The organism is Trinickia symbiotica (assembly GCF_002934455.1).
GTDB classification, from domain to species: domain Bacteria; phylum Pseudomonadota; class Gammaproteobacteria; order Burkholderiales; family Burkholderiaceae; genus Trinickia; species Trinickia symbiotica.
Map to the genome: position 1 here is coordinate 342,395 of NZ_PTIR01000002.1, position 25,086 is coordinate 367,480.

General features: G+C 59.2%; 24 protein-coding genes. 10 read left to right on the forward strand and 14 right to left on the reverse strand.

Going from position 1 to position 25,086, the window contains the following annotated elements; genetic code table 11:
• The first annotated feature begins 29 nt into the window (after positions 1 to 29).
• From B0G57_RS05320 to pcaD, 4 genes are read left to right on the forward strand one after another with little or no spacing between them, the layout of a single operon-like run.
• Complete coding sequence (locus B0G57_RS05320) at positions 30 to 713, forward strand: 3-oxoacid CoA-transferase subunit A (protein WP_018439326.1); 684 nt, start codon at positions 30 to 32, stop codon at positions 711 to 713.
• 10 nt (positions 714 to 723) lie between these two features.
• Positions 724 to 1,380: a 3-oxoacid CoA-transferase subunit B gene (locus B0G57_RS05325; protein ID WP_026229414.1), complete on the forward strand. Its 657-nt coding sequence runs from the start codon at positions 724 to 726 to the stop codon at positions 1,378 to 1,380.
• A 16-nt stretch (positions 1,381 to 1,396) separates the two neighbouring features.
• The gene (pcaF, locus tag B0G57_RS05330) at positions 1,397 to 2,599 is read left to right on the forward strand and encodes a 3-oxoadipyl-CoA thiolase (RefSeq protein ID WP_018439324.1); all 1,203 of its coding nucleotides are present in this window, start codon (positions 1,397 to 1,399) and stop codon (positions 2,597 to 2,599) included.
• A 47-nt stretch (positions 2,600 to 2,646) separates the two neighbouring features.
• Positions 2,647 to 3,405 carry a 3-oxoadipate enol-lactonase gene (pcaD, locus tag B0G57_RS05335; RefSeq protein WP_018439323.1) on the forward strand — a complete coding sequence of 253 codons (759 nt, stop codon included), beginning with the start codon at positions 2,647 to 2,649 and terminating at the stop codon, positions 3,403 to 3,405.
• Between the two features lie 64 nt (positions 3,406 to 3,469).
• On the opposite strand, the gene B0G57_RS05340 is transcribed toward pcaD, so the two are convergent.
• A complete protein-coding gene (locus B0G57_RS05340; protein WP_026229413.1) occupies positions 3,470 to 4,633 on the reverse strand; it encodes a winged helix-turn-helix domain-containing protein in 1,164 nt (387 codons plus the stop codon).
• Between the two features lie 292 nt (positions 4,634 to 4,925).
• Between B0G57_RS05340 and B0G57_RS05345 the strand changes: the two genes are divergently transcribed.
• Positions 4,926 to 5,666, forward strand: a complete 741-nt coding sequence (locus tag B0G57_RS05345) for an acetoacetate decarboxylase (RefSeq protein ID WP_026229412.1) — start codon at positions 4,926 to 4,928, stop codon at positions 5,664 to 5,666.
• Positions 5,667 to 5,717: 51 nt separating this feature from the next.
• Positions 5,718 to 7,070, forward strand: a complete 1,353-nt coding sequence (locus tag B0G57_RS05350) for a DUF3734 domain-containing protein (RefSeq protein WP_018439319.1) — start codon at positions 5,718 to 5,720, stop codon at positions 7,068 to 7,070.
• 260 nt (positions 7,071 to 7,330) lie between these two features.
• Here B0G57_RS05350 and B0G57_RS05355 read toward each other — a convergent pair whose 3' ends face one another.
• From B0G57_RS05355 to B0G57_RS05385, 8 genes are read right to left on the reverse strand one after another with little or no spacing between them, the layout of a single operon-like run.
• Complete coding sequence (locus B0G57_RS05355; RefSeq protein ID WP_018439318.1) at positions 7,331 to 8,425, reverse strand: DegT/DnrJ/EryC1/StrS family aminotransferase; 1,095 nt, start codon at positions 8,423 to 8,425, stop codon at positions 7,331 to 7,333.
• The gene (locus B0G57_RS05360; RefSeq protein WP_083925502.1) at positions 8,422 to 9,636 is read right to left on the reverse strand and encodes an MFS transporter; all 1,215 of its coding nucleotides are present in this window, start codon (positions 9,634 to 9,636) and stop codon (positions 8,422 to 8,424) included. The genes B0G57_RS05355 and B0G57_RS05360 overlap by 4 nt, the downstream gene beginning before the upstream one ends.
• Entirely contained in the window at positions 9,636 to 11,894 is a 2,259-nt protein-coding gene (locus B0G57_RS05365; RefSeq protein ID WP_223258549.1) for a glycosyl hydrolase family 65 protein, read from the reverse strand. Before B0G57_RS05365 ends, B0G57_RS05360 begins: the two co-directional genes overlap by 1 nt.
• Positions 11,888 to 12,934 (reverse strand): NAD-dependent epimerase/dehydratase family protein, encoded by a 1,047-nt coding sequence (locus B0G57_RS05370; protein ID WP_018439315.1) that lies wholly within the window; start codon positions 12,932 to 12,934, stop codon positions 11,888 to 11,890. The genes B0G57_RS05365 and B0G57_RS05370 overlap by 7 nt, the downstream gene beginning before the upstream one ends.
• Before the next feature lie 10 nt (positions 12,935 to 12,944).
• Positions 12,945 to 13,601, reverse strand: a complete 657-nt coding sequence (locus tag B0G57_RS31080) for a hypothetical protein (RefSeq protein WP_018439314.1) — start codon at positions 13,599 to 13,601, stop codon at positions 12,945 to 12,947.
• A 25-nt stretch (positions 13,602 to 13,626) separates the two neighbouring features.
• A complete protein-coding gene (locus tag B0G57_RS32335; protein ID WP_018439313.1) occupies positions 13,627 to 14,100 on the reverse strand; it encodes an adenylyltransferase/cytidyltransferase family protein in 474 nt (157 codons plus the stop codon).
• Between the two features lies 1 nt (position 14,101).
• Positions 14,102 to 14,608: a GNAT family N-acetyltransferase gene (locus B0G57_RS05380; protein ID WP_018439312.1), complete on the reverse strand. Its 507-nt coding sequence runs from the start codon at positions 14,606 to 14,608 to the stop codon at positions 14,102 to 14,104.
• Positions 14,592 to 15,914 (reverse strand): aspartate aminotransferase family protein, encoded by a 1,323-nt coding sequence (locus B0G57_RS05385; RefSeq protein ID WP_083925499.1) that lies wholly within the window; start codon positions 15,912 to 15,914, stop codon positions 14,592 to 14,594. The genes B0G57_RS05380 and B0G57_RS05385 overlap by 17 nt, the downstream gene beginning before the upstream one ends.
• 375 nt (positions 15,915 to 16,289) lie before the next feature.
• Between B0G57_RS05385 and B0G57_RS05390 the strand changes: the two genes are divergently transcribed.
• The gene (locus B0G57_RS05390; RefSeq protein ID WP_018439309.1) at positions 16,290 to 17,171 is read left to right on the forward strand and encodes a LysR family transcriptional regulator; all 882 of its coding nucleotides are present in this window, start codon (positions 16,290 to 16,292) and stop codon (positions 17,169 to 17,171) included.
• A 125-nt stretch (positions 17,172 to 17,296) separates the two neighbouring features.
• Here the strand turns inward: B0G57_RS05390 and B0G57_RS05395 are convergent, their stop codons facing one another.
• The 5 genes from B0G57_RS05395 to catA all read right to left on the reverse strand — a co-directional run bounded on the left by B0G57_RS05395 (position 17,297) and on the right by catA (position 22,010).
• Positions 17,297 to 18,091: a 1,6-dihydroxycyclohexa-2,4-diene-1-carboxylate dehydrogenase gene (locus B0G57_RS05395; protein WP_018439308.1), complete on the reverse strand. Its 795-nt coding sequence runs from the start codon at positions 18,089 to 18,091 to the stop codon at positions 17,297 to 17,299.
• Positions 18,088 to 19,107: a benzoate 1,2-dioxygenase electron transfer component BenC gene (benC, locus tag B0G57_RS05400; RefSeq protein ID WP_018439307.1), complete on the reverse strand. Its 1,020-nt coding sequence runs from the start codon at positions 19,105 to 19,107 to the stop codon at positions 18,088 to 18,090. Before benC ends, B0G57_RS05395 begins: the two co-directional genes overlap by 4 nt.
• 30 nt (positions 19,108 to 19,137) lie before the next feature.
• Complete coding sequence (benB, locus tag B0G57_RS05405) at positions 19,138 to 19,629, reverse strand: benzoate 1,2-dioxygenase small subunit (protein ID WP_018439306.1); 492 nt, start codon at positions 19,627 to 19,629, stop codon at positions 19,138 to 19,140.
• Positions 19,626 to 20,996, reverse strand: a complete 1,371-nt coding sequence (gene benA / locus B0G57_RS05410; protein ID WP_018439305.1) for a benzoate 1,2-dioxygenase large subunit — start codon at positions 20,994 to 20,996, stop codon at positions 19,626 to 19,628. The genes benB and benA overlap by 4 nt, the downstream gene beginning before the upstream one ends.
• A gap of 93 nt (positions 20,997 to 21,089) precedes the next feature.
• Complete coding sequence (gene catA / locus B0G57_RS05415; protein ID WP_018439304.1) at positions 21,090 to 22,010, reverse strand: catechol 1,2-dioxygenase; 921 nt, start codon at positions 22,008 to 22,010, stop codon at positions 21,090 to 21,092.
• 190 nt (positions 22,011 to 22,200) lie between these two features.
• Between catA and B0G57_RS05420 the strand changes: the two genes are divergently transcribed.
• From B0G57_RS05420 to catC, 3 genes are all read left to right on the forward strand, one after another.
• The gene (locus B0G57_RS05420; protein WP_102606749.1) at positions 22,201 to 23,121 is read left to right on the forward strand and encodes a LysR family transcriptional regulator; all 921 of its coding nucleotides are present in this window, start codon (positions 22,201 to 22,203) and stop codon (positions 23,119 to 23,121) included.
• Positions 23,122 to 23,254: 133 nt separating this feature from the next.
• Complete coding sequence (locus B0G57_RS05425) at positions 23,255 to 24,409, forward strand: muconate/chloromuconate family cycloisomerase (RefSeq protein ID WP_018439302.1); 1,155 nt, start codon at positions 23,255 to 23,257, stop codon at positions 24,407 to 24,409.
• Positions 24,410 to 24,451: 42 nt separating this feature from the next.
• Positions 24,452 to 24,730, forward strand: coding sequence for a muconolactone Delta-isomerase (gene catC, locus B0G57_RS05430; protein ID WP_018439301.1), 279 nt, complete (start codon positions 24,452 to 24,454; stop codon positions 24,728 to 24,730).
• The last annotated feature ends 356 nt before the right edge of the window (positions 24,731 to 25,086 follow it).

The window sequence follows — 25,086 nt, forward strand, 5'->3', positions numbered from 1 at the left end:
GCGCTCGCTCGAGCGCTAAAGCTCAAACCATGATCGATAAGACCGTTTCTTCGCCGCAAGATGCCGTGGCCGGCATCTTCGACGGCGCCACCGTGATGATCGGCGGCTTCGGCACGGCCGGACAGCCGGCCGAGCTCATCGACGCCTTGATCGAACAAGGCGCCAAGGACCTCACGATCGTCAACAACAACGCGGGCAACGGCGAGCTCGGGCTTGCCGCGTTGCTGAAAGCCCGACGCGTGCGCAAGATCGTCTGCTCTTTTCCGCGTCAGGCGGACTCGCAGGTGTTCGATGCGCTCTACCGCGCGGGCGAGATCGAGCTCGAGCTCGTGCCGCAGGGCAATCTCGCCGTCCGCATTCAGGCGGCGGGAGCCGGGCTCGGCGCCGTCTTCACGCCGACGGGTTACGGCACGCTGCTGGCCGAGGGCAAGGAAACGCGCGAGATCGACGGCAGGCAGTACGTGCTCGAGTACCCGATCAAGGCCGACTTCGCCCTCATCAAGGCCTATCGCGGCGATCGCTGGGGCAATCTCGTCTATCGCAAGACGGCGCGCAACTTCGGTCCGATCATGGCCATGGCCGCGTCGGTCACGATCGCTCAGGTGAGCGAGATCGTGCCGCTCGGCTCGCTCGATCCCGAAGCCGTCGTCACACCGGGCATCTTCGTCAAACGCGTCGTGGCCGTGCCCGGTCAGGCCGCACTGGCCGCGTGAGGAGCAACACATGACTAAATGGACCCGCGATGACATGGCGCGCCGCGTCGCGCAAGACATTCCCGAAGGCGCCTACGTGAATCTCGGCATCGGTCTGCCGACGAAGGTGGCCAATTACCTGCCGAAAGAGCGCGAGATTTTCCTGCAGAGCGAGAACGGTTTACTCGGCATGGGGCCGGCGCCCGCGCCCGGTCAGGAGGACCCCGAGCTCATCAACGCCGGCAAGGAGCCCGTTACGCTCATCGAAGGCGGCTGCTTTTTCCATCATGGCGATTCCTTCGCGATGATGCGCGGCGGCCACCTCGATATCTGCGTGCTCGGCGCGTTTCAGGTTTCGGCGCGCGGCGATCTCGCCAACTGGCACACGGGCGCGCCCGACGCGATTCCCGCTGTCGGCGGCGCGATGGATCTCGCGATCGGTGCAAAGAAGGTGTTCGTTATGACCGATCACCTGACCAAGCAGGGCGAATGCAAGATCGTCGAGCACTGCACCTATCCGCTCACGGGCATTGCCTGCGTCGATCGTATCTATACAGACCTTGCCGTGATCGACATCACGGCGCGCGGACTCGAAGTCATCGACATCGTCGTAGGCCTGAGCTTCGACGAGCTGCAAAAGGTCACCCCTGTCCCGCTGATCCTTGCGACCTCGGCGGCGCACGCCTGACGAATAGGAAGACATCATGGAAGAAGCCTATATCTGCGACGCGATACGGACGCCGTTCGGCCGCTACGGCGGCGCGTTGTCCACCGTGCGCGCCGACGATCTCGCCGCGCTGCCGATCAAAGCGCTCATTGAGCGCAATCCCAAGGTCGATTGGAGCGCGATCGACGACGTCATCTACGGCTGTGCGAATCAGGCCGGCGAGGACAACCGCAACGTCGCGCGCATGGCGGCGCTGCTCGCGGGGCTGCCCGTCGACGTGCCGGGCAGCACGGTGAACCGCCTCTGCGGCTCGGGGCTCGATGCGCTCGGCACGGCCGCGCGCGCGATCAAGACGGGCGAGACGAGCCTCATGATCGCGGGCGGCGTGGAAAGCATGAGCCGCGCGCCGTTCGTCATGGGCAAAGCCGAGACGGCCTTCAGCCGCTCGGCCAAGATCGAGGACACGACCATCGGCTGGCGCTTCGTCAACCCTGCGATGAAGGCGATGTACGGCGTCGATTCGATGCCGGAAACCGGCGAGAATGTCGCGGCCGAATTTGCGATCAGCCGTGAAGACCAGGACAAGTTCGCGTTGCGCAGCCAGATGCGCGCCGCGGCCGCTCAAGAGGCGCGGCGCTTCGACGACGAACTGATTCCCGCCAGCGTCCCGCAGAAAAAAGGCGAGCCTGTCATCGTCGGCAAGGACGAGCACCCTCGCGCGACTTCGCTCGAAGCGCTCGCGAAACTGAAGGGCGTCGTGCGTCCCGACGGGACCGTCACGGCCGGCAACTCGTCGGGCGTCAACGATGGCTCTTGCGCCCTCCTGCTCGCCAACGAGCGCGACGCGGCACGCTATGGGCTGACGCCGCGCGCACGCGTCGTCGCGATGGCGACGGCGGGCATCGCGCCGCGCATCATGGGTTTCGGTCCCGCGCAAGCCGTGCGTAAGGTGCTCGAACGTGCGAGACTCACACTCGATCAGATGGACGTCATCGAGTTGAACGAAGCGTTCGCCTCGCAGGCGCTCGCCGTCACGCGCAGCCTCGGCCTTGCAGACGACGACGCGCGCGTCAATCCGAACGGCGGCGCGATCGCGCTAGGCCATCCGCTCGGCGCCTCGGGTGCACGACTCGCCACGACCGCGACCTACCAGCTCGCGCGCACGGGCGGACGCTATGCACTCTGCACGATGTGCATCGGCGTCGGGCAGGGCATCGCCGTCGTCATCGAGCGCGTCTGATTCGTTCGATCTCGATCGCTTGCGACAACACGGGAACCGCGACACTCATGACGACTCTTCATCACGAGCTTTCGGGGCCGGCCGGCGCGCCGGTCATCGTCCTCTCCAATTCGCTCGGCACTACGTTCGAGATGTGGGATCCGCAGGTCGACGCGTTGCGGGCGAAGTTCCGCGTGTTGCGCTACGACACGCGGGGTCATGGACGCTCCGCCGCGCTGCCCGGTTCGTACACGATCGATGAGCTGGGCCGCGACGTCATCGCCCTGCTCGATTCGCTCGACATCGAGCGTGCGCATTTCGTCGGGATTTCGATGGGCGGGCTCACGGGCCAATGGCTCGGCGTTCACGCCGGAGCGCGGATCGACAAGCTCGTCGTTTCGAACACGGCCGCGCGCATCGGCACCACGGAAGGGTGGCGCGCCCGGGCGGACCTCGTTCGCAAGCAAGGAATCGCTGACGTGGCCGACGGTGCGGCCGGGCGCTGGTTTACGCCGCGCTTCATCGCAGCGCAACCCGCGACGGTCGAAACGTTGACGGCTCGGCTCCGCTCGCTTTCGCCCGAAGGATACGCAGCCTGTTGCGATGCGCTCGGCGATGCCGACCTGCGCGAAGACATCGCGCGCATTTCATGTCCCACGCTCGTTATCGCCGGTGCGCACGATCCGGTGACGACCGTCGATGATGCCCGGTTCATCGCTGCGCGCGTGCGCGGCGCTCGTCTCGCCGAACTTGATGCATCGCATCTGTCGAATATCGAAGCGGCGGAGGCGTTCACCGAGGCCGTCTTGCGCTTTTTCGGTGACTGACTTGCCGAGCGTCTGGCAAGCCGGGAACGTCAGCCAGCTCCTAGGCCCTTAGCCCCTTAGCCCCTCAGCTCGCGAACTGAAACGCATCGAAGCGATGCAACGCCTCCTCGATGCGTTTCTTGTGCGCTCGCACGTTGCCGATGCCGACCCACGTCCATTGCTGCACGAGCAGCTTTTTGCGCTCTCGATCGGCCTTCAAGTCGAGCACGGCGACGATCTCGTCGTCGACCAATACCGGTAGACCGAAGTATCCGAACACGCGCTTTTCCTTCGGCAGGTAGGCTTCGAACTTGTGCTCGTAGCCGAACAGCAGCGACAAGCGCTTGCGCTGGATGATGAGCGGATCGAACGGCGACAGGATATGGACAGCGCATGCCGAATTGCCGGCATCGCTTTCGAGGAGGCCCGGCTCGATCCAATGCTCGTTCTTTCGAATGCCCTCACCGACAATTTCGACGGGCACGAGCAGCCCTTTCTTGACGCGCGACTCGATCGCCAGCCGCACAGCCGGTTTGCGACCGGCATCGAGGTGACAAATCGAATCGAGGCCGACGAGCCCTTGCGAGCGCAACGCCCGATTGACCAGGTAGTCGACGACCTCGCGCTCCGTCGCGCCCTTCGGGCGCTTCTCCCAGCCGAAGTGCCGTTGCATCAGCTCGTAAGTCTTCACCATGCCCTCGCGCTCGCTGATCGTCAGCCAGCCGTTGTAAAACGCGAGCTGCAGCGCTCGCTTCGATGGCTTTCTGCTGGCCCATGGGTGGTCCTTCTCTTGCAGCTCGTCGTCTTCGATGTCCCTGATCGAAAGCGGCCCCTCCGTCTCGATCCTTTTGACGATCCTGCGCACGTCAGCGGGCGTCACCGCGCTGAACCAGCGGCCCGGCTCGCTACTGTGCCGCCGCATTGCCGGCAGAAAATACGGCAAGTCCCGCACCGGCACGTAGGAAAGCGCATGAGTCCAATATTCGAATACCGTCTTATCGACAGCCTGTGCGACATGCAAATCATTGCGCCGGTATCGCGGGATACGGCTCCATAGGATATGGTGGTGGCAACGCTCGATCACGTTGATCGTGTCGATTTGCACGTAACCGAGATGCTCGACGGCCGCTTGCGTGGCTTGGACCCCGTCCCCGAACGGTTCGGGCGTATCGAGTCTTTGCGCCTTGAGCCAGATCTGGCGGGCCTGACGAAGACTCAACGAGGCCGGGGCAACCGAGTGCTTGGACATAAGAACGACAACTTGCAAGCTAAACCCGCAGTGTACTTCGGCCATTTTCGATGCGCACATTGACAAGCGCGAGCCGAAAGCCGAAATCGATGCTTGCCTGAAGATATAGAACAACGTTAGTCTTTCGCCGGTGCCGACAAAAGCGTGTTGCGCGATGCGAAAGAACGGGCCGATTAGGTGCGCGCAAGGCAACGTTCTGTTTCAGCGCGGCATATTGCCGTTGTAACAAAGCATTCGTATTCTGTGCGTGCCGCTGACGCACCCCGTGTCGGCTTTTTCTTTGCGAGCGCCCATGAGCCCTGACCGCGTAAGAAAAAACGCCTTTGCGATGCCGCTGACGAGCCCGGCATTTCCCATCGGCCCCTACCGCTTTTTCGATCGCGAATTCCTGATCATCACCTACCGCACCGATCCCGATCGCCTGCGGGAAGTCGTGCCCGAACCGCTGCAAATCAACGAACCGCTCGTGCATTACGAGTTCATCCGTATGCGTGATTCCACGGGCTTCGGCGATTACACCGAAAGCGGCCAGGTCATTCCCGTTACGTTTGAAGGCAAGCCGGGCGGCTACACGCTTGCGATGTATCTCGACGACCATCCGCCGATCGCGGGCGGACGCGAGCTGTGGGGATTTCCAAAGAAGCTGGCGTTTCCGAAGCTAGAAACGCACCTTGATACGTTGATGGGCACGCTCGATTACGGCTCTATGCGCGTCGCGACGGGCACGATGGGCTACAAGCACAAGGACCTCGATATCGTCGAGCAGAGCAACCGGCTCGCTGCTCCGAACTACTTGCTGAAGATCATTCCGCACGTGGATGGCTCGCCGCGGATTTGTGAGCTCGTGCGCTACTACTTGACGGATATCGTCATGAAGGGCGCGTGGACGGGCCCTGCCGCTTTGCAATTGACGCCGCACGCGCTGGCTCCCGTCGCCGATCTGCCCGTGCTCGAAATCGTCGAAGCGCGGCATCTGATCGCCGATCTCACGCTCGGTCTCGGTGAGGTCGTCCACGATTACCTCGCGCGTTAAGATGCGCTTTCTCGTCGAGCGCCTTCCATACAGACTGGTTAGTACCCCAAAATGAAACCACACGCCCCTGCTGAAAAGCGCGCCGATGACGATGCTGGGATTGGCGTCGAGGTCGACTCGGCCCGCCATCCCGCGCATATTCATCTGCCGCCTTACGAAACGATTGCACTTGTACTGCAGGGGGGCGGTGCGCTCGGCGCTTATCAGGCCGGCGTCTATGAAGGTCTCGACGAAGCCGGCATCGCGCCGAACTGGATCTCCGGCATCTCGATCGGGGCGCTCAACACCGCGATCATCGCCGGCAATGCGCCGGCGAAGCGCGTCGAACGATTGCGCGAGTTCTGGGAGACGATTTGCCGGCCCGCCTATTGGCCGTCAGTTGCCGCACCTCTCGAACAAATGCTGTTCGATATGAACGAGATGGTGCGCAAGGGCTTTACCGCGCTGCAGGCGGCCGGCGCGCTGATGCAGGGCCAGCACGGTTTCTTCACGCCGCGGATGCCGACGCCGCTGCCATGGGTGCCCGGCGATCCGGCCGCGGCGAGCTGGTACGACACGTCTCATCTCAAGACCACGCTCGAGCGGCTTTGCGATTTCGATCGAATCAACGCGCGCGAGGTCCGCGTCTCGGTTGGCGCCGTCAATGTCGGGACGGGCAACTTCGCCTATTTCGACAACACGCGCATGAAGTTGCGCCCCGAGCATTTCATCGCTTCGGGGGCGTTGCCGCCCGGCTTCGCCGCGGTGGAAATCGATGGGGAGCACTACTGGGACGGCGGCGTTGTCTCGAACACGCCGCTCTATGAAGTGATGCGCTCGACGCCGCGCAAGGATACGCTCGCGTTCCAGGTCGATCTGTGGAGCGCCCGCGGGCCCGTGCCGGACAACATCGCCGAAGTCGCCTCGCGCGTGAAGGACATTCAGTATTCGAGCCGGACCCGCCTCGTTACCGACATGATGCAGCGCTCTCAGCGATTCCGGAACGTGCTGCGCGAAGTGCTCGAAAAGGTGCCGGCGGACGTGCGTGAGAACGATCCCTGGTGCCAAGTGGCGGAAGACCTTGCGTGCGGCCGTCGGTACAACGTGTTGCACCTCATTTATCAGCAGCAGAAGTACGAAGCTCACTACAAGGACTATCAGTTCGGTGTTTCGACGATGCGCGAACACTGGGCCGCTGGCCTCAAGGATATCCGCGAGACGCTGGGGCACCGCGACTGGCTCGACATGCCCGATAACGATGCGGGCTTCGTGACGCACGATATTCATCGTACGCGCAGAAACGCGGAGACGATGAAGGCGTCTTCGGGGCTGTTGCAAAGTGAGTCAGTGGCTCAGGAGCCTCATGGCGCCGCGGCGCTTGAGGCGGCTGAGCCGAGTGGCGCGAAGAGGAAGCGTCGGGCGTAATTGGGATACCTAGCAACGATAGACTCAAGCCATGAAGAGCATCATTACGATTGCCTGACACAGAGCAACAGTCAACTTCCATCCGGGTATTGACATGTTCGGCTGTGAGTTCGAGAAGCACTCATCCGGACATTTTTCTCTGCGAACAACCGAAAAGGCCCATGCCTTGCCGCGATCACGGTTGGATGGGCTCGCGACAGTGCTGCTCTGGCGATCGAGACACTATTAGGATTAATCCAACGATTAACGCACTGCCAGTACTATCGAGAGTCAAATCGACGTATCGCTCTTGCGATCTTTTCAACGTCGCCATCCGAAAGATGGTGATGGCAGGGGATTGTCAAAATCTCCTGCGCTAGGCGCTCCGTATTGGGGAGTGAGATAAGTGGCTGACTGCAACGCCATGCTTCTTGCCGATGAATAGGTATTGGGTAGTGGATTGTTGCTTCAATATCGTGCTTGGCTAGGTGCTGTTGTAGCTTATCTCGCTTTCGTGACTTAACGACGTAGTGGTAGTAGGAACTTCCCTGTCTGCCTCGTCCGAGATCCGTTCCTGTAGCAGTCCCGGCGAACGCGTCGTCATAGAACGCCGCTATTTCTCTGCGACGGCGCAGCCACTGATCCAAGTGTTGCGTCTTAATATTGATCGCGGCCGCTTGTAACGAGTCAAGGCGGGAGTTGATTCCGAACAAGACTGCTTCGTCACGACTCTGTAATCCATGGTTGCGCGCCTTCCTCGCATACTCGGCGATCGCCGGGTTGGTCGTGACGAGCGCGCCGCCATCCCCCATGCCGCCGAGTGTTTTCAGTGGGTGTAGTGAGAAGGCGGCCGCGTCACTGGATGTACCGACCTGGTGACCTTTGATCGTGGTCCCGATAGCTTGAGCACAGTCTTCGATGACGGCTACCCCGCGCGGGCCACAAATGTCCAAAATCTCGTTAATGTCTACGGGTCGCCCGCGTAGGTGAACAGGTATGACGGCTCTTGACCGCGCGGTCAGAAGCGGCCCAATTGTGTCAGCATTAATGAGTTCGTCGTCCCCAACGTCCGCAAGTACAGGTTGAGCGCCAACAGCCACTATCGCCCCTACAGTGGCGACGAATGTATTCGAACAGGTTATGACTTCATGGCCCGCCCCAATTCCGAGCGCGCGCAGCGCGAGGAGCAAAGCGTCCGTGGCTGAGTTCATCGATACGACATAGCCCCCCCCGCAACGCTGCGACATCCATGCTTCGAATCGCGAGACCTCTTCTCCCAGTACAAAGTCACCGGCAGCGAGAATATGGCGCCACCGCTCGCAGATGGACTCAGACAGATCACGCGCCTGTTCCTGGATGTTATTGCACCTGATCATTGGCCCCTTCCTATGGCTATCAGCCCAATCGTGGCGGTTGCGACTGCACTGACTGCACCCGCTGCAGCCAGCGTGTGGGAATAACCTAGGGTCTCCCCGATGAAGCCGCCACCGAGATAAACGAATGGATGCGCGCCGCTGGTAACGAAAGTGTCCACCGCGACCACTTTGCCGACATCTCTTTCAGGGGAAAGCATTTGCATGGCCGTTGCCCAGCCAGTAAGCCATGATGCTTCGACCACTCCGACGAGCGCAGCTCCCAAGACAACCATCCATCCGAGATCGCCGAGCGCTAGTAAAGACATTGCGCCGCCGAGAAATAAGCCACACGTCAGTGCCAGTGGTTTCAGATGCCGATGACCGGCAACGAGCACCGTGATTACAGATCCGAAACATGCTCCCAGCCCCGACGCGGCCAGGCAAACGCCCCACATCACGTCGCCAAAGCGGTCACTCACAGCGTATGGGGCCACGACCAGGAAGACTGGAAAGCAGAGGACGTTGACTACTAATGTGGCGACGAAACCTAACAGCAACTGCGAATTGCCGGCGATTACCATTATGCCGTTCATTGCGTCGCACAACTTCAAATCGCCCTCGAAATCCAACTTTCCTTCCTCGGGTAAGAATGCAGTGAAAGCCGCCGCGCCGAAGAAAGTGACACCGTCGATCACGATGCCCAACACTGGATTCCAAATAATAATCGTGACACCCACCGTAGCCGGAAAGATGACGGCCACAAGGTTGTCAAGAAAGTTCATCGCCCCGTTCCCTGCGACCAAAGCCCGCCTGGGTAGCAGGTTTATGAGCAAAACTTGGGTACATGGGCGAGAAGCACCAATTCCAATACCAAATATCAGATAAACCAGGACCAAACTCCATGGCGGTGCGTCGGACACGATAAGCGCAGCAGCAACGACTTGTGCCACCCCCCTCGCAGTGTCTGTCGCAATGAGAACCTGTCTCGGTGACCGGCGGTCCGCCAGGACCCCTCCCGCCGCGGCACCGATGACCGTGCCGAGCCCAACTGCGGCCATGACAAGCCCGAAGACCTGCCCGCTTAAGCGAGCATGAAGCATAGCAACCGGAAGGGCTGCCAAACAAACTGCATCCCCGGCCATTGACAGCCCTTGGCCAATCAGCAATTTCCGGAATGATGGAAAGCGCAACGCATCGCGATAAGGCGACATACGCTCGACGAGTGATGTCATTAGAATTCTCCGCAACTGTGGAGGCGCCCGTCTGAATGGCGCATAACGGAGAGTTGGCTCCCATCTGAATCAATGTCGATCGCGCCGTCTGCAGGAACCGTAATCCGCAATCGTCGTCCCCGAAAGCATATGGTGAACCCGTACGAGTTCCAATTTGGTGGTAACCGCGGCCGGAATGTAAGCCTGTTACCTTCGACACGAAGCCCCGCCAAACCTTCGGCAAGCCCCTGCCACGCCCCGGCGTACGCAGACAGATGCAAACCGTTGCTGTAGTCCGTGACCGGAATAAAGTCCAAGTCATAGCGACTTGCACGCGTTATGAAGTAGGCGCAGTCGCTCGTCTCTCCGATATCAGCAGCAACCATCGCATGAGGGCCGTAGCTAAGGGATGACTCATGTACGGTCCGAGGCTCATAGAACTCGAATGCAGTGCGCTTGATGTCATCTGAAAAGTCACCCGGAAACAACGACATAAGAAGAACGATATCAGCCTGCTTTATCAACTTTGAATTGAAGTTCTCCAACCGATCAGAAGAACTACGTTCAATGTCATCCAAAAATTGTGGCCCACCTATTTTTTCCACCCTAAGTTTAGTTTCCGGAAGTGCCGCGTATCCTTCAAATTCCTCTGGAATCAATACACCATCGACGCGCATCCACGGCAGATACACACTACCGATTATCACGCGCCAATAATCAACCTCCTGTACTGAGGCCTCATGAATCAATCCCCGATCAACCAACGAAACTGCAAATTGGATAGCCCATCTAAGCATATAATTCGTGTAGAAACTATTACTTACGTGATAGTGATACTCGTCCGGCCCCATCACGTAGTCAACAACATATGCATTCTTCTTGCATGACCATTTAAAAGCAGATGCTGCGAATCTTGCACACTCCAGCACAACTTCGCCGCCGCAGGCATTCATATATGCATTATCACCCGTTATCAGCCAGTATCTATACAAGGCGTAGCAGACATCCGCGGAAATGTGCAGCACCTCGTCGACGCTCCACTCTCGCCTCACCTCCGCACTTGGGTAGCTTAGAACATAATGAGGCCCATTTTCTGCTCCGTGGTCGTTTGACGCCTCCGGGAAACGAGCACCGCGAAATCCGGTGTTTTTTGCAAACTCTATTGCTTTCTCGATACCATGATAGCGATATTCTATGAATGCGCGAGCCACGGATGGCTCTACCCACATCCAAAATATGCATTTATGAAGCTCATTATCAAAGAATGTTGCTCCGGAATGATAGGTGCCAGTCAAACCCCGCGCCGGTGACATAAATCCGTGGGTGCGATTTTGCGAGCCCACGCCATGCTGCATTAGCTGAAACACAGCGTATTTGATCCCCAACTCGACCCCTTCACCTTTTGCGTCAATGTAAACGCCATAATCACCCCATAGTTGCTTCCATCGAGCCCGGTGCTCGCTCTCCGAGTCCGCGAAGCTAAACGGGGCGCCTCGCGCCGGCGATCCGGCGGATACCGAGCATACTAGCCAATGCGCGGAGAATTGAAGACAGTCTGCGGCACAAAAGTCGAAAGTCGTCGATATGGCGCAGGTATCCCCGGAGCGTTTCCACATAGCGATGTTGGCACCGAGCGGCGATTGTTGAACTTCCACTTCATATCGCAGACGACGCTCTCCAGCGCGGACAATAACTCGCAAAAAGTCATCGCTCCAGTCACATTGCTCTATATGATAGTGGCGAGCGGTCAACCACGGAAATGTGCCGAGGTATTCATTGACTGCCGAGGCGTCGATGCCGTAGTCCAGCCGCAATCGACGTGGCTCAACCCCACTTGCGCTTCTGCGCCGCAACTGTACGAGCGATGACGCTTGGGGCTTGTCGGGGACATCTATAAACTGTCGGACCATCAACTCGAAAGCTTCGTCGCCAACCAGCAGACACTCAGTGCTAGTAGCGATCGCGCTTTCGAGGCACAACGCAAACGTTGTGGTTGCCCCATCGAAGCGGCGCGCAGGCTCGCCCGTTTCGACATCATAGATCCTCAGAATTCGCGGCGCCGGTAGTGACACGATCTCACGCGACACACCAACGCCAGACGCATACACGCCCGCCGCAAGCAGTTGCGTTCGCTCGGTTCTTTCACATGCGTCGGGAACGTATGGACGGACTCCAATGAGCGCATTGGCTAACGTTGCCACGCATGACACAAACGAAGACGATTTTGGATTCAGCTCGCTCACACGCTCGTCTTGCCTTCCATAAGAAATAGTCAGCATGAGGGGCCCGAGCGCAAAGCGTACGACCAGTCGCCAACGCGAATGTTTAGCAAATTATGGTAACGAGGGTCCGTCAGGACATCCGCACTATCATTGAACCATCCTGACTGCCATCGATCGCATATCTCGAGAATGGCATCTCTGATGGCATAGACAAAATTGAAACCAAGTTCTTCCCGCATCAGCCGTGAGTCAAGTCTGTAGGAGCGGACGTCGTCCGTAGCAGTTGTTGAGATTGGCACATTGACATTAAAATAGCTGTCAACAACGTCTTTGACCTGCGTCGCGATCTCAGACACAGTGTGATTGGTGTAACCGACATTTATCGCGCGCCCGGAGAGTGTGTCGAGAGAGTCTCGTTGCGCCAGCACCGTGTATAGCCGACAAAGATCGCCGATGTGTACGCTCGGCCGGAACTGATCTCCGCCGAATACCGTGATTTGGCCGCGGGCTAGCGCACTGGCTGTCAGCATATTTACGGTGAGGTCAAAACGCTGTCTTGGCGACCAGCCGCAAACTGTTGCCGCTCTCACCGCGACTGTTTCGAACGACGAATCTGTTAGGTCGAAAACTATCTTCTCGCCTTCTGCCTTATATCGGCTGTAGTCGGTAACTGGCATGCACGGTTGCGTCTCATCGACCACGGGTTCGGCGTTAATCCCGTAAACGCTGGCCGATGACGCATAGATGAAGCGTTGACAGCCCGAACGCTTGGCACTCCTCGCTAGGTGCGGAAGACAATCGATATTTATGGATCGACTCACCTCCGGATCAAGGTTAAAGCTAGGGTCGTTCGCAACCGCGGCGAGATGTATCACTGTGTCAATCCCACGTAACGAATCCTCGACGATCGGCTTGTCACGGATGTCCCCTCTGACAACCTCCAGACGACGATTCTCAAGAAGTCGATCAAGACCATTCGGAAAAAATTGAGCGTCCAGCACGCGGACCCCGCATCCTGCAGCCAGCAGTTTGGGTACGAGCTGGGCCCCTATATACCCTGATCCGCCAGTTACTAGAATTGTCGAGTGCTCAGTCATTTCGTATCCTTTATAAGCCGCGAATCGGCAAAGTGATGTCATCAAGTGACGAAACAATCCCTGCGGTAGGATGTGTAGCTGTCGATTGCACTGCGTTGCGCCGAATCTGATAGGCGCGGATCCCGAGACTACATGCGACGTCGACCGCATGAGGGGCATCATCGATAAGCACAACCGCTTCGTAAGGGTGCTCGCCCACAAGAGACAAGATAAATTCCTTTCGCGTCTGATCGCGCCGCTGCTGCAGTACGGCTCGCCCGGCACAGTGAATCCCGGATCTCCGCAACGCGGCTTCGAAAATGCGAGGTGCGTTTTCAGATGCGGTGTAGAACTTGACCTGTTGCTGCGACCATTCGACCCGTGCGAGCAGTCGCAATGCATCATCAAAGATGCGGGCATTTGCAGAGAGCCGCATGAACTCCGATTGTTTGATCTCCGCCAACAAATCGGCGTCGTGCGAGCAACGTGCGCCGATGCGCACACTGCATTGCTTCAGCTCAATCAGGCGGGATGCCCCGTCCTGGCGAGTCCGCCCTGCCATGTGCATAAAGTATTCTTCGTGCGTAAGATCCTCTGTCCAGACTCGGCGCGCAGCGCTACGCCAAGCTTCGTAGTGCTGCGTATCGATGAGCGTTCCGTCGAGGTCTAGCAGTAATAGTGTTTGCATTTCGCACACTCACTCGTCGTGCACCTTAAGACATGATTACCTGGGCAATCCGTGACGTTGAATCCATCACCAACCCATCGGTGCAAGTCACTCGCCCGCCGTTGCTGTGCACGAGCAATCGCTCCGCCTTTACTCTCGGGTCCGTGCTAGAGGAATAGTCAGCCCCCTTGAAGAACACATCTGGTCGAAGAGCGGAGATCACCGGTTCAGCGGTCGCGGAGTGGTTGACTATGGCGTGACTACAGTATCGAATCGACGCGATAAATTCCGCTCGAACGCGATCTGAAAATATCGGTCTACCGTTCCCTTTCTTGACGAATTCGTCGGCGGTAATCGAAACGAAGAGTCGATCCACCAGCGAGCTAGCCTGCCGCAGGTGATGAATATGCCCTAAATGGACAATGTCGAAGCAACCATGGCAAAGTCCAACCACGAGCCCCTCGGTTCGATAACTGGTTGCAAGAGCCTGTAGCTCTGCTATTTCGCACAAGATTGTCATATCAGCGACCCTTCGAGTAAAGAAATTTGGCCATTATGTTGAGATGCTCAAATTCGCCCCAATAATCCGGCACTTGCCCAACTATCTGAAACCCATTCTGGAGATGAAAGAGATACGCTGCTCGCTCGCTATCGATGTTACCGATGTCTAGACACAAACAACTCTTTTCAAGCTGCAACGCGAATTGCTCGATCGTTGCATAGAGTAGCGAAGCAATCTTCCCTCGGCGATAGCTACGGTCAACGATTAACCAGTCGACCCATAGCGCGTGCTTTGATGGTATCGGACCAGGACCACATCCTATAGTGCCGACCACGGCACCGCCATAAGTCGCGACAAGCCTCATGCACTCGCGATTCGGTTTCCCTAGCTCATAAGTGAACTGCGCACGTGCTGACTCCGTCAGATCGTCTCGCGATGCAATTTGAGAAACCAAGTCAAGCATCGCTGCGAGATCGACAGCATCAACACGGCGAATAGCAACGGGCTGCTCACTCCCCTTCACCATGATAATCAAGTCTCCCAAGTGCAGAATCGAGACGCTCGCATACAGTCGCAATCATTTCCGGTGTATGCGCTGCAGATAGCGTTACCGGCTCCGGGCAATAAGCGAGTGGCATTAGGAAGCCGTATAATCCATACTCCATTGATAGCAAACGAAATAATCTAGTGGCGAACTTCGCAGGGTACGTCTCTTCGATGTCTTTCATCGACCTGGGGCGCTGCGAGGTGCCGATATGGACGCCAACGCGGCCACCATAACCGTCTATGTAGCAAGGGATGTTGTGTCTGGCGAATATGTCGCGCAGGCCTTTTTTAAGTTGATCCTCCAGGCTTGCGATGTATCGATAAACGGCACCATCTTCGAGATGGTCGATAACCGATACGGCGGCGGACACTGACAGGTAGCGCCCCGTATTTGTTCCACTGACCTGTAAAGGCCCACGCGGCGCGATTACGTCCATGAATTCGGCTTTCCCCGCGATGCCGGCTACCGGCATTCCGCAGCCGAAGGCCTTGCCATATGTTGCGATGTCTGGAACGACGCCGTACTCCTTCTGAGCACCGCCGATATTCGAGCGAAATCCAGTCAGAATCTCGTCAAAAATCAACAGCGCACCGTGCTCTGTTGTCAACGTCCGTAGAAGCTCGAGAAATCCTTCTTCCGGCCTTATACATCCAATATTCAGCGCGACGGGCTCCAGAATGACCCCCGCGATGTCGCCGGAATACAACTCAAAGGCCCTGCGTGCGGCAATTGCATCGTTCCAAGGTAAGGGTATGGTCAACAGGCCGAGTTCATCGGGAACTCCCACTGCACCCGCCACACGCTCGAGCTCGCCACTTGTCCGAAGCGCGCCACTTCGTGGAGAAGAGTCAACATTCCACGTAAGCGTATCGCCTAACCCATGGAAATGTCCTTCGAACTTAATGATCAATCGCCGTCCGGTTACAGCGCGCGCTATGCGGGTGGCATACATGGTGGCTTCCAAGCCGGAATTGGCAAGGCGGAGCTTTTCGGCACACGGGACCACAGCACAGAAGCGCTCGCTGAGGGCTTGATGTTTCTCGGTTTCATATTGTTGAAGAAAGCCGACCGATAGCGCCTGAATGATAGATTCGCTAATGATTGGGCTATCGTGACCGAGGAAACACGAACCCCATCCCATAATATAGTCATCTCGCCACTCTCCGGAGGCCACCTGTATTCGTGCGCCGGACGCATTGCGAATCTGCGTAGATCCTACCGCCGTCAAATGATTCCAGCCAGCCAGCACGTTTCCTACCCTCGTTTCAACAATATTTGCAGTCATTCCGGATCCTTATATGTCGAGAGTGGATCTACCAAGTTTAAAGTAACAACGATTTATGAGCGTCGATTACCCCAGTCAGCCACTAGTCTTCTCCTGCATAAAACCATATGCTCGTTCGCCAGCCGGAGCGATCTCTCCTGCACATAAGTGCAGTTACCTCACTATCTCGTAATCCGAACCGATGCGAGCGGCGATGCTGCTGCCCCGAAGAGATCTTCTACACTGCCACTGTGACAGAGCGTAATGAAGTTGTAAAATTACAATTTCGGTTGATTGCATCAGTAGAGCTACTGATTACCGCAACCAACGCGCCATCGACAGAAATGTTGTCAGCGCTAAGCGATACAGTTATCTTAAAATTGGCTGAGCGACTGCATGATGAACCTTACGCACTGGCGATTATTGATCGCAATAACCGAGACTGGAAATATCTCAAAAGCAGCAGAGCGCGTCGGCATCACGCAGTCGGGTGCGAGCCAAGCAATTTCGAGTCTGGAGGAGACCCTTGGCGTTCAGCTCCTGGTGCGAACGCGCGGTCGTGTGTTGCTGACGTCCGCTGGAGAGAGAGTGATTCGTCACGCGAAAACGATGGTCGCGGAATTCGAGGCAATAAAGAGGCTCGGGAAGGAGGCGGGGCCTGCGAACATGAACCGAGTCCAGCTCGCAAGTTCACCGACGGTCTGCACAATCCTGGTCCCCCCACTGTTGGGCGCCCTAAAGAGAACACATCCGGATGTTCGCGTTGTGCTTCTTGAAGGCAACGAAAACGATATCGCGAGCTGGCTCAAGGACGACAAAGTCGATGCTGGGATCGTAGTGAATCCCCCGCACGACAGCGGTGCCGTCATTCTCTGCAGAAGTAGCTGGGTCGCCGCCCTTCCGCAATCGCACCCCGTAGCATTGTCCGACTTGACCGGGGGGATCGACATTTGCGCATTGATCAGAGAGCCATTCGTTGTCGCGACGAGTTGTTGCGCCATCAACCGCGAAAATGCGCTGCACTCATCGACCTTGTCACCGGAGGATGTACGAGCAACAGTTCGCGATTGGCACACGGCACTCGCGTTGGCGGAGAATGGACTCGGTGTGACACTTGTACCGGCGATCGCAGTTCCGAACTGGATCAGTAACCTTCGTATCGTTCCTCTCTCATCGCCTATTCCCTGCGAATTCGGGATCGTCCCGTCTGCGATGGGGTCCCGGTCGTGCGCGGTTCACGCGCTTCTCGATCACGTACGCGCAACGAAAGTCGAGTAACTCGACAATCGCGCACGACACAACATCGACGGCCAGCTGTACTGATGCCCGAAACCCCAACGGACGGCTTGATGTCGTTTTGCAAGCGACGTATAGTGCCGCCGCAAGCTGAGATCAGGACTATCTCAGCCCTGATCTCCACCACCTACGGGTAACACAGTGCCCGTGATATACGACGCCTCATCCGAAGCAAGAAACAAAATCGCCGCGACCTGCTCCTCGATCGTGCCATACCGATGCATGAGGCTCGTCGCGATCGTCTGCTCGACGATGGCCTCATACCAGCGTGTCTCTTCCGCGTTTGGCTCTTCGGTATTGCGCGGCACGCGCCGGCGCGGCGCGTTCGTTCCTCCAGTTGCCACAGCATTGACACGGATACCGTCGCCGGCATGCTCGAAGGCCAGGCTCGCCGTCAGCGCATTGACGCCGCCCTTCGACGCCGCATAAGGCACGCGATGGATGCTGCGCGTCGCAATCGACGAAACGTTGACAATCGCTCCGCGCTTCGCCCGCAGCATCTCGGGCAACACGGCGCGGCAACACCAGAGCGTCGGAAACAGCGACCGCCGCACCTCCGCCTCGATCTGCGCCTCTTCGTACGCCTCGTAGGGCTTCGCCCAGATGGTCCCGCCAACGTTGTTGATCAATACATCAATGCGCCCGCACGTCTCCATCGCAAAACGCGTCATCGCACACGCACCGGCAAACGTTTCGAGATCAGCGATGCACGCGTGCGCCACGCCGCCGTCTTTGACGATACCGTCCACGACGTCATAGACAAAGTCCGATCGATCGACGAGCACGACCGTAGCACCCTCGCGCGCCGCGCGAACCGCAACACCGCAGCCAATTCCCTGCGCCGCGCCGGTCACGATCATCGTCTTGCCCTCGAAACGGCCCGCGAAAATCATCGGCTTCATGACGCGCTGCTCGCCGAAAACTTTTCGTGGTAGAAGTTCGCCGGCGTGACGTTCCGTTCGTTCATCCAGCCGCGCACCGCATCGACCATCGGCACCGGACCGCAGAGATAAACGTCCACATCGCCGCCGTGAAGCCAATCGTCATCGACATGCGCGGTCACGTACCCCTTGCGCGAATGCCCACTCGCCGCATCCGCGACGCACGTTCGATAAGCGAAGTCGGAGAGTTTCGCCGCCGCCTCTTCGATCTCCTCGATTGCGACGAGATCGATATCGCGCGTCACGCCGTACACGAGCCGGACCGGCTGCGACGGTCGCTTCTCGGCGAGCGTGCCGAGCATCGAGAGAAACGGAGCGATCCCCGTTCCCCCTGCAAGAAACAGCAGAGGGCGCTGAGGCTCCCGCAAATAAAAGCTGCCATACGGGCCCGAAAATGAAATGCGCTCACCGGGCTTCGCGACTTCGCTCAAATAGTGGCTCATTCGGCCGTCCGGCACATTGCGAACGACGAATGCCGCTTGCTCCGCGCCCGGCATCGAGCTGAACGAATACGAACGCGCGAGCCCGGTTCCCGGTATTTCGACTTTGACGTACTGGCCGGGCAAGAAGCCCAATTGCGCCGGGTCATCAAGCGCGATCGAAAAGTGCAGTGTCGATTCCGAAAGCTTGCCGACCTCCGCGATCAGGCCCTCATGCCGCCCTCCGCCGGTCTTACAAACCGTCGACGACGCCGGCACATGAATGACGCAATCGGAATGCGGCCGTGTCTGACACGCGAGGATGTAGCCTTGTTCGGCTTCCTCGGCTGTCAGGGCATCCTCGATGTAGCTCGACTCCGGAAGGTCGTAGCGCCCCGACTCGCATCGGTTGCGGCACGTGCCGCATGCGCCGTCGCGACAATCGAGCGGAATGTTGATCGCCTGGCGATAGGCAGCGTCGGCAAGCGTCTCGCCGTCGCGGCAGAAGATGAATCGAGTCACTCCGTCTTCGAAGTGAAGCGCAATGCGGTGTTCCATAGTCGAACTGCTCCCGAGCACGAAGCGCGCTCAGACGTGATAGATGTCGATCAATTGATTGATGTAGTCGTTCTTCAGGACTACATACTTGTTGCGAACGAGCGGTCGTTCGCCCGTAAAGTCGATGACGTAGCGCGACATGCCGAAATGGCTGAACGTCGTCTTGTAGCGATGACTCAGCGTATGCCAGTTGAAACGCACGGTGCAGACGCCGCCGGCCTCGTTCTCGAGCTCGATGTTGCTGAGGTTGTGCGACGTGCGTGTATCGGGCGTCGTCGCGCTCGAGCGTTCCGTCTTGATGCGGAAGACACGGTCTTCGAGGCCCTGACGATTTGGGTAATAGATGAGCGAAACCTCGCGCTGTGGATCCGCGATGAGATTGTCGTCATCGTCCCATGAAGGCATCCAGAAGACGGCGTCGCGGTGATAACACTCGAGCCACTCGTCCCAGAGCTTGTCGTCGAGAAGACGGCATTCGCGATGGAGAAACGCCTGAATGTCGTTCATCGTCACGGTGCTCATGCTTGACTCCCCTGCGCCGCCACGGCCTTCTTCATCGTCTCGACCCAATAACGGTGCTGAATCGTATAAAGCCCCTCGTCTTCGGTTTTCACGCCGCTCAAGAGCGGCTTCAATCCGATCTTGCGCGCCGCTTCGTCGGGCCCTTCGAGCCAATGTGTCGAGCCGCGACACATGTCGTTCCATTCGACGGCGATACCGGCGTAGCCTTGCTGGCACGAGCGGAACTCCTCCAAATCGTCGGGCGTTGCCATTCCGCTGACGTTGAAGAAGTCCTCGTACTGCCGAATACGATGGGCACGCTCTGCGTCAGGCTCGCCTTTCGGGGCAATGCAATAAATCGTGACCTCGGTCTTGTCGACGGAAAGCGGCCGCAGCACGCGGATCTGCGAGCTGAATTGGTCCATCAGGTAGACGTTCGGATAGAGACAGAGATTGCGCGAGTTGCGAATCATCCAGTCCGCCTTCTCGGCGCCGCAACGCCCGGCCAGTTCCTCGCGCCGGCCGTAGTTGGGCCTGTCCTCGGGATTGGCCCAGCGTGACCATAAGAGCATGTGGCCACGGTCGAACGCATAGAAGCCTCCGCCCTGGCGCCCCCAGCTCCCGGCGTCCATCGCGCGGACGTCGTCGATGCGGCCGGCCTCCTGCTTGCGGCGATTCGTCGTGGCCGCGTAATTCCAATGCACCGACGAGACGTGATAGCCGTCGGCACCGTTCTCGGCGGTCAGCTTCCAATTGCCTTCATACGTATAGGTCGACGAGCCGCGCAGCACTTCGAGGCCATGTTCGGATTGATCGACGATCATATCGATGATGTGCGCAGCCTCGCCAAGGTGCTCGACAAGAGGCGGCACGTCGGCATTCAGGCTGCCGAACAGAAATCCGCGGTAGTTCTCGAAACGGGGCACGCGCTTGAGGTCATGCGAGCCCTCGCGGTTGAAGCATTCGGGGTAGCCGGCCTCTTCGGGATCCTTCACCTTCAGCAGCTTGCCGCTGTTGTTGAACGTCCAGCCGTGGAACGGACATGTGTAGGTCGCCTTGTTGCCATGCTTGCGCCGGCAAAGCATCGCGCCGCGATGCGTGCAGGCATTGATGAACGCGCCGAGCTCGCCCTGTCGGTTGCGCGCAATGAAGATCGGTTGCCGGCCGATGTGCGTCGAGTAATAGTCGTTCTTCTCGGCGATCTGGCTTTCATGGGCAAGATAGATCCAGCTGCCTTCGAACAGAGTTCGCATCTCGAGCTCGAAGAGCGCCGGATCCGTGAAAGCGCTTCGATGCAACCTGTAATCGCCGCGCTCGCGGTCTTCGACGAGATAATCGTCGATGCTTCGGGCAAGCCGGGGGCTGCGATCCGGATGGATCGGGATCATGAGTGATATCTCCGGGTGAGTCTCAAACGGACGGCGGCCGGTGCGCCGTCCTGGGGCAATCAGTCGCGCCGCGTGTGCGCGCGCGCCGACCTCCTACACCGCCGCCCGCTTGCGCTCGACTTCGACGGCGGGCGCCGCCGCGTTGTCGACATTCAGGTGGAAGTCGAAATCGATCGAGGCGAACGGCTTGTCGACGCCGTGCCGCGCAAGCTGCTCGGCGGACGAAATGCGCTCGATCGGCGGCACGAGCCCTTCGCGGCTGGCAAATGCGAAGTCGTCCCAAAGGTAGGCGTCACCGTCGATGTTGATTTGCGTTGTCAGCTTGCGATGCCCTGGCGCCGAGACGAAGAAGTGGATATGCGCGGGCCGGCGGCCATGGCGGCCGAGCTTGTCTAGCAGGCGCTGCGTCGTGCCGCCGGGAGGACAGGCGTAGCCGACGGGAACGATGCTGCGAAACTGGTATCGCCCATCCGCATCGGTCACAATCGTGCGGCGCAGATTGAAGTCCGGTTGCGTCTTGTCGAAGAACGAATAGTTCCCGAGCAGATTGGCATGCCAGACTTCGACTCGCGCGCCGGCCAGCGGCTTGCCGTTCGCGCCGAACACAGTGCCTTGCATGAATAGAACATCGCCCTCGTCGGCCTGCGAACCGTCGTCGAGCCGCGCGAAGCCCACGCTTTCCGGCGCGCCCGCGACGTAGAGCGGGCCTTCGATCGTGCGAGGCGTGCCGCCTCTGATCCCAGCCTTCGCCTCGGCTTCATCCATGCGGATGTCGAGAAAGCGTTCGAGGCCGAGACCAGCCGCGAGCAGCCCGAGCTCTTGCTTCGCGCCCGCCTCCGAGAAGTATTCGATGCCCTTCCATACTTCGGTCGGACTCAAGTCGAGATCCTCGATGGCCTTGAAAAGGTCGGTCGCAAGGCGCAGCACCACCTGCTGAACGCGCGGGTCGGCTTCGCCCTTGGCCGTATCGACGATGAACCCTTTCACGAGGGCCTCGATTTCTGCATGCTTCATTGTCTGCTCCTGATCTGTCTCCGTTATTGGCCGTCCCCACGACGGCAAGCCGCCTGCGCCATCCACTGCCCCTTCGATGCTCGAAAGGTATGAGCCGATAGGCGGCAATCCGTAACTGAAGGATAATTAGCGCCAATCGGCGGCGTCCAACACCGTTTTAGTATCCATTCGATATCGCAGAGGTATGCTCATGGAGCTGCGCCATCTCCGTTATTTCGTCGCCGTGGCGGAGGAACGCAACTTCACGCGCGCCGCGGCACGGCTTCATATCGCGCAGCCGCCGCTCAGCCGGCAGATCCAGCAGCTCGAAGAAAATCTCGGCGTCCAGCTCTTCGAGCGCGACGCGCGTCCCTTGAAGCTCACGGACGCCGGCCGTTTCTTCTACTCCCATACGATGCAGCTGCTCGCGCAGATGTCGGAACTCGAGGCCATGACGAAGCGCGTCGGCAAGATCGAGCGCAGCCTCTCGATCGGCTTCGTCGGCTCCACGCTCTACGGCATGCTGCCGAAAGTCATTCGTCGTTTTCGCGCGGAGAACGCCGCCGTCGAGTTGAGCTTTCACGAAATGTCGACGATGGATCAGATGAAGGCGCTCAAGGAAGGCCGCATCGACGTGGGGTTCGGCCGCATACGGCTCGAGGATCCCAGCGTGCGCCGCGTCGTCCTGCGCGAGGAGCGTCTGATTGCCGCGTTGTCGCTCGGCCACCCGCTCTCGGCGGGCAAGCCGCAACTCGCGCTGCACGATCTCGTCGACGATACGCTGATCGTTTACCCGAAGGCACCGCGGCCGAGCTATGCGGACCAGGTGCTCGCCGCTTTCCACGATCGCGGGCTCGAGCCCGCGCATACCTACGAAGCGCGCGAGCTGCAAGTCGCGCTCGGTCTCGTGGCCGCGGGCGTCGGCGTCACGGTCGTGCCGCAGAGCGTGCACGGGCTCAAGCGCGACGACGTGAGCTATCACGAGCTCGACGATCCGAAGCTCGTCTCGCCGATCATCATGAGCATGCGCATGCTCGACGAATCGGAAGACATTCGCTCGATGCTCGATCTGATCTACGACCTCTACGCCGAAGAAGGAATCGACTATCTGCCGCCGCACGAGCGTCAATAGCCAACGTCCATCCTCGCCGCATCGGGACGACTCGATACCGGAGGGGTATCGAACCAGACGATAACGGTCTTGGACATCGCGCGATGCCGCATCGCATACTGCAGCCGAACGATTCGACCTTATCGGCCACAGCATGAATGCAACCGTCCATTCCATCGAGGCAGTCCTCGTCGATCTGCCAACCATTCGCGCCCATCAGCTCGCGATGGCGACCATGCGGCAACAGACCCTCGTCATCGTGCGCGTGCGCTGCAGCGACGATGTCGAAGGCATCGGCGAAGCGACGACGATCGGGGGGCTGTCCTACGGCGACGAAAGTCCCGAAGGCATCAAGCTCACTATCGATACTTATCTGGCGCCGACCTTGATCGGCATCGACGCGACGAACGTCAAAGCGGCGATGGCGCGCTTGAACAAAGTGGCGCGCGGCAATCGCTTCGCGAAAAGCGCGCTCGAAACCGCATTGCTCGATGCCGAAGCCAAGCGCCTCGGCGTGTCGCTCTCGACGTTGCTCGGCGGCGCGGTACGCACGGCGCTGCCGGTACTGTGGACGCTTGCGAGCGGCGAAACGAAGCGCGATATCGACGAAGCCGAGCAACTGCTGGCCGAGCGGCGGCACGATACGTTCAAGCTCAAGATCGGCCGGCGCGCGCTGCGCGACGACGTCGCGCATGCGGCCGCGATCAAGCGCGCGCTGGGCGAGCGCGCGCGTGTCACTGTCGACGTCAATCAGGCCTGGAACGAGGCCGAAGCGGCCAACGGCATTGCCATGCTCGAAGCCGCGGGCATCGATCTGATCGAGCAGCCTACCCCACGCGAGCAGCGCGCGGCGCTTTCCCGCCTTGCCGCACGCTTCGTCGTTCCGATCATGGCCGACGAAGCGCTCACGGGGCCGGCGGACGCGATCGAGCTCGTGCGCGGCGCGTCCGTCGACGTCTTCGCGCTCAAGATCTCGAAGGCGGGCGGCATCTACGAAACATTTCGCACGGCGGCGATCGGCGATGCCGCGGGCGTCGCGCTTTACGGCGGAACGATGCTCGAAGGCAGCATCGGCACGACCGCCGCGGCGCATTGCTTCGCCGCGCTACCGCAGCTCGCATGGGGAACCGAGCTTTTCGGCCCCTTGCTGCTGAAAGACGACATCGTGCAAGAGCGCCCCGTCTACCGTGACTTCATACTTCAGCTTCCCGAGGGGGCGGGCCTCGGTGTGGCAATCGACGAAGACAAGCTGGCCCACTACCGGCGCGACGCGAAACGTATGACGGTGCCCGGCGCTGTTTCTGCCTGAGCCCTGGCCCCGTTCGTTCAACCATTCGATCAAAGGAACGTCATGCTTTATCTCGTGAGAATGGACGTGCATCTGCCGTCCGATATGCCCGCCGATCAGGCCGAGGAAATCAAGGCGCGCGAGAAGGCCTACTCGCAGAGGCTGCAACGCGAGGGCAAATGGCCGCAGCTCTATCGAATCGTCGGCGAGTACGCGAACTACAGCATCTTCGATGTCGAATCGAACGACGAGCTTCATACGCTGCTTTCGAATCTGCCGCTCTTCCCCTACCTCGAGATCGCCGTCACGCCGCTCGCGCGCCATCCCTCCTCGATTCACTGACGCGGCACAACGTCTGTCGACCGAAAAGAAGAACAACGAAGCGGTCATCCACCGCATCGCGCTCGAGCCGCTGGGCGCTCCACATCCAGCAGATCGCCGCAGCGCCGAAGCCACCTCCCCTGCTCCGCTCACGGGCTGCCTCCGCGCAGCTCTCGTGCCCCCGATATCCCGCCCACGACCGCCGTTGTGCATTTAGCCGAGGCCGCGCGGCGACCCATCCGCCGCCACAACGCAAATTTTTCCGCCGCTTACGCGGGGAAACGGTTTCAATTTTTAGGCGAAACTTACACTCACCTTTCCGAAAAGCATATCTTACGAATGGCGGTCAAAATTTCCTGTTACATGTTTATGAAAAA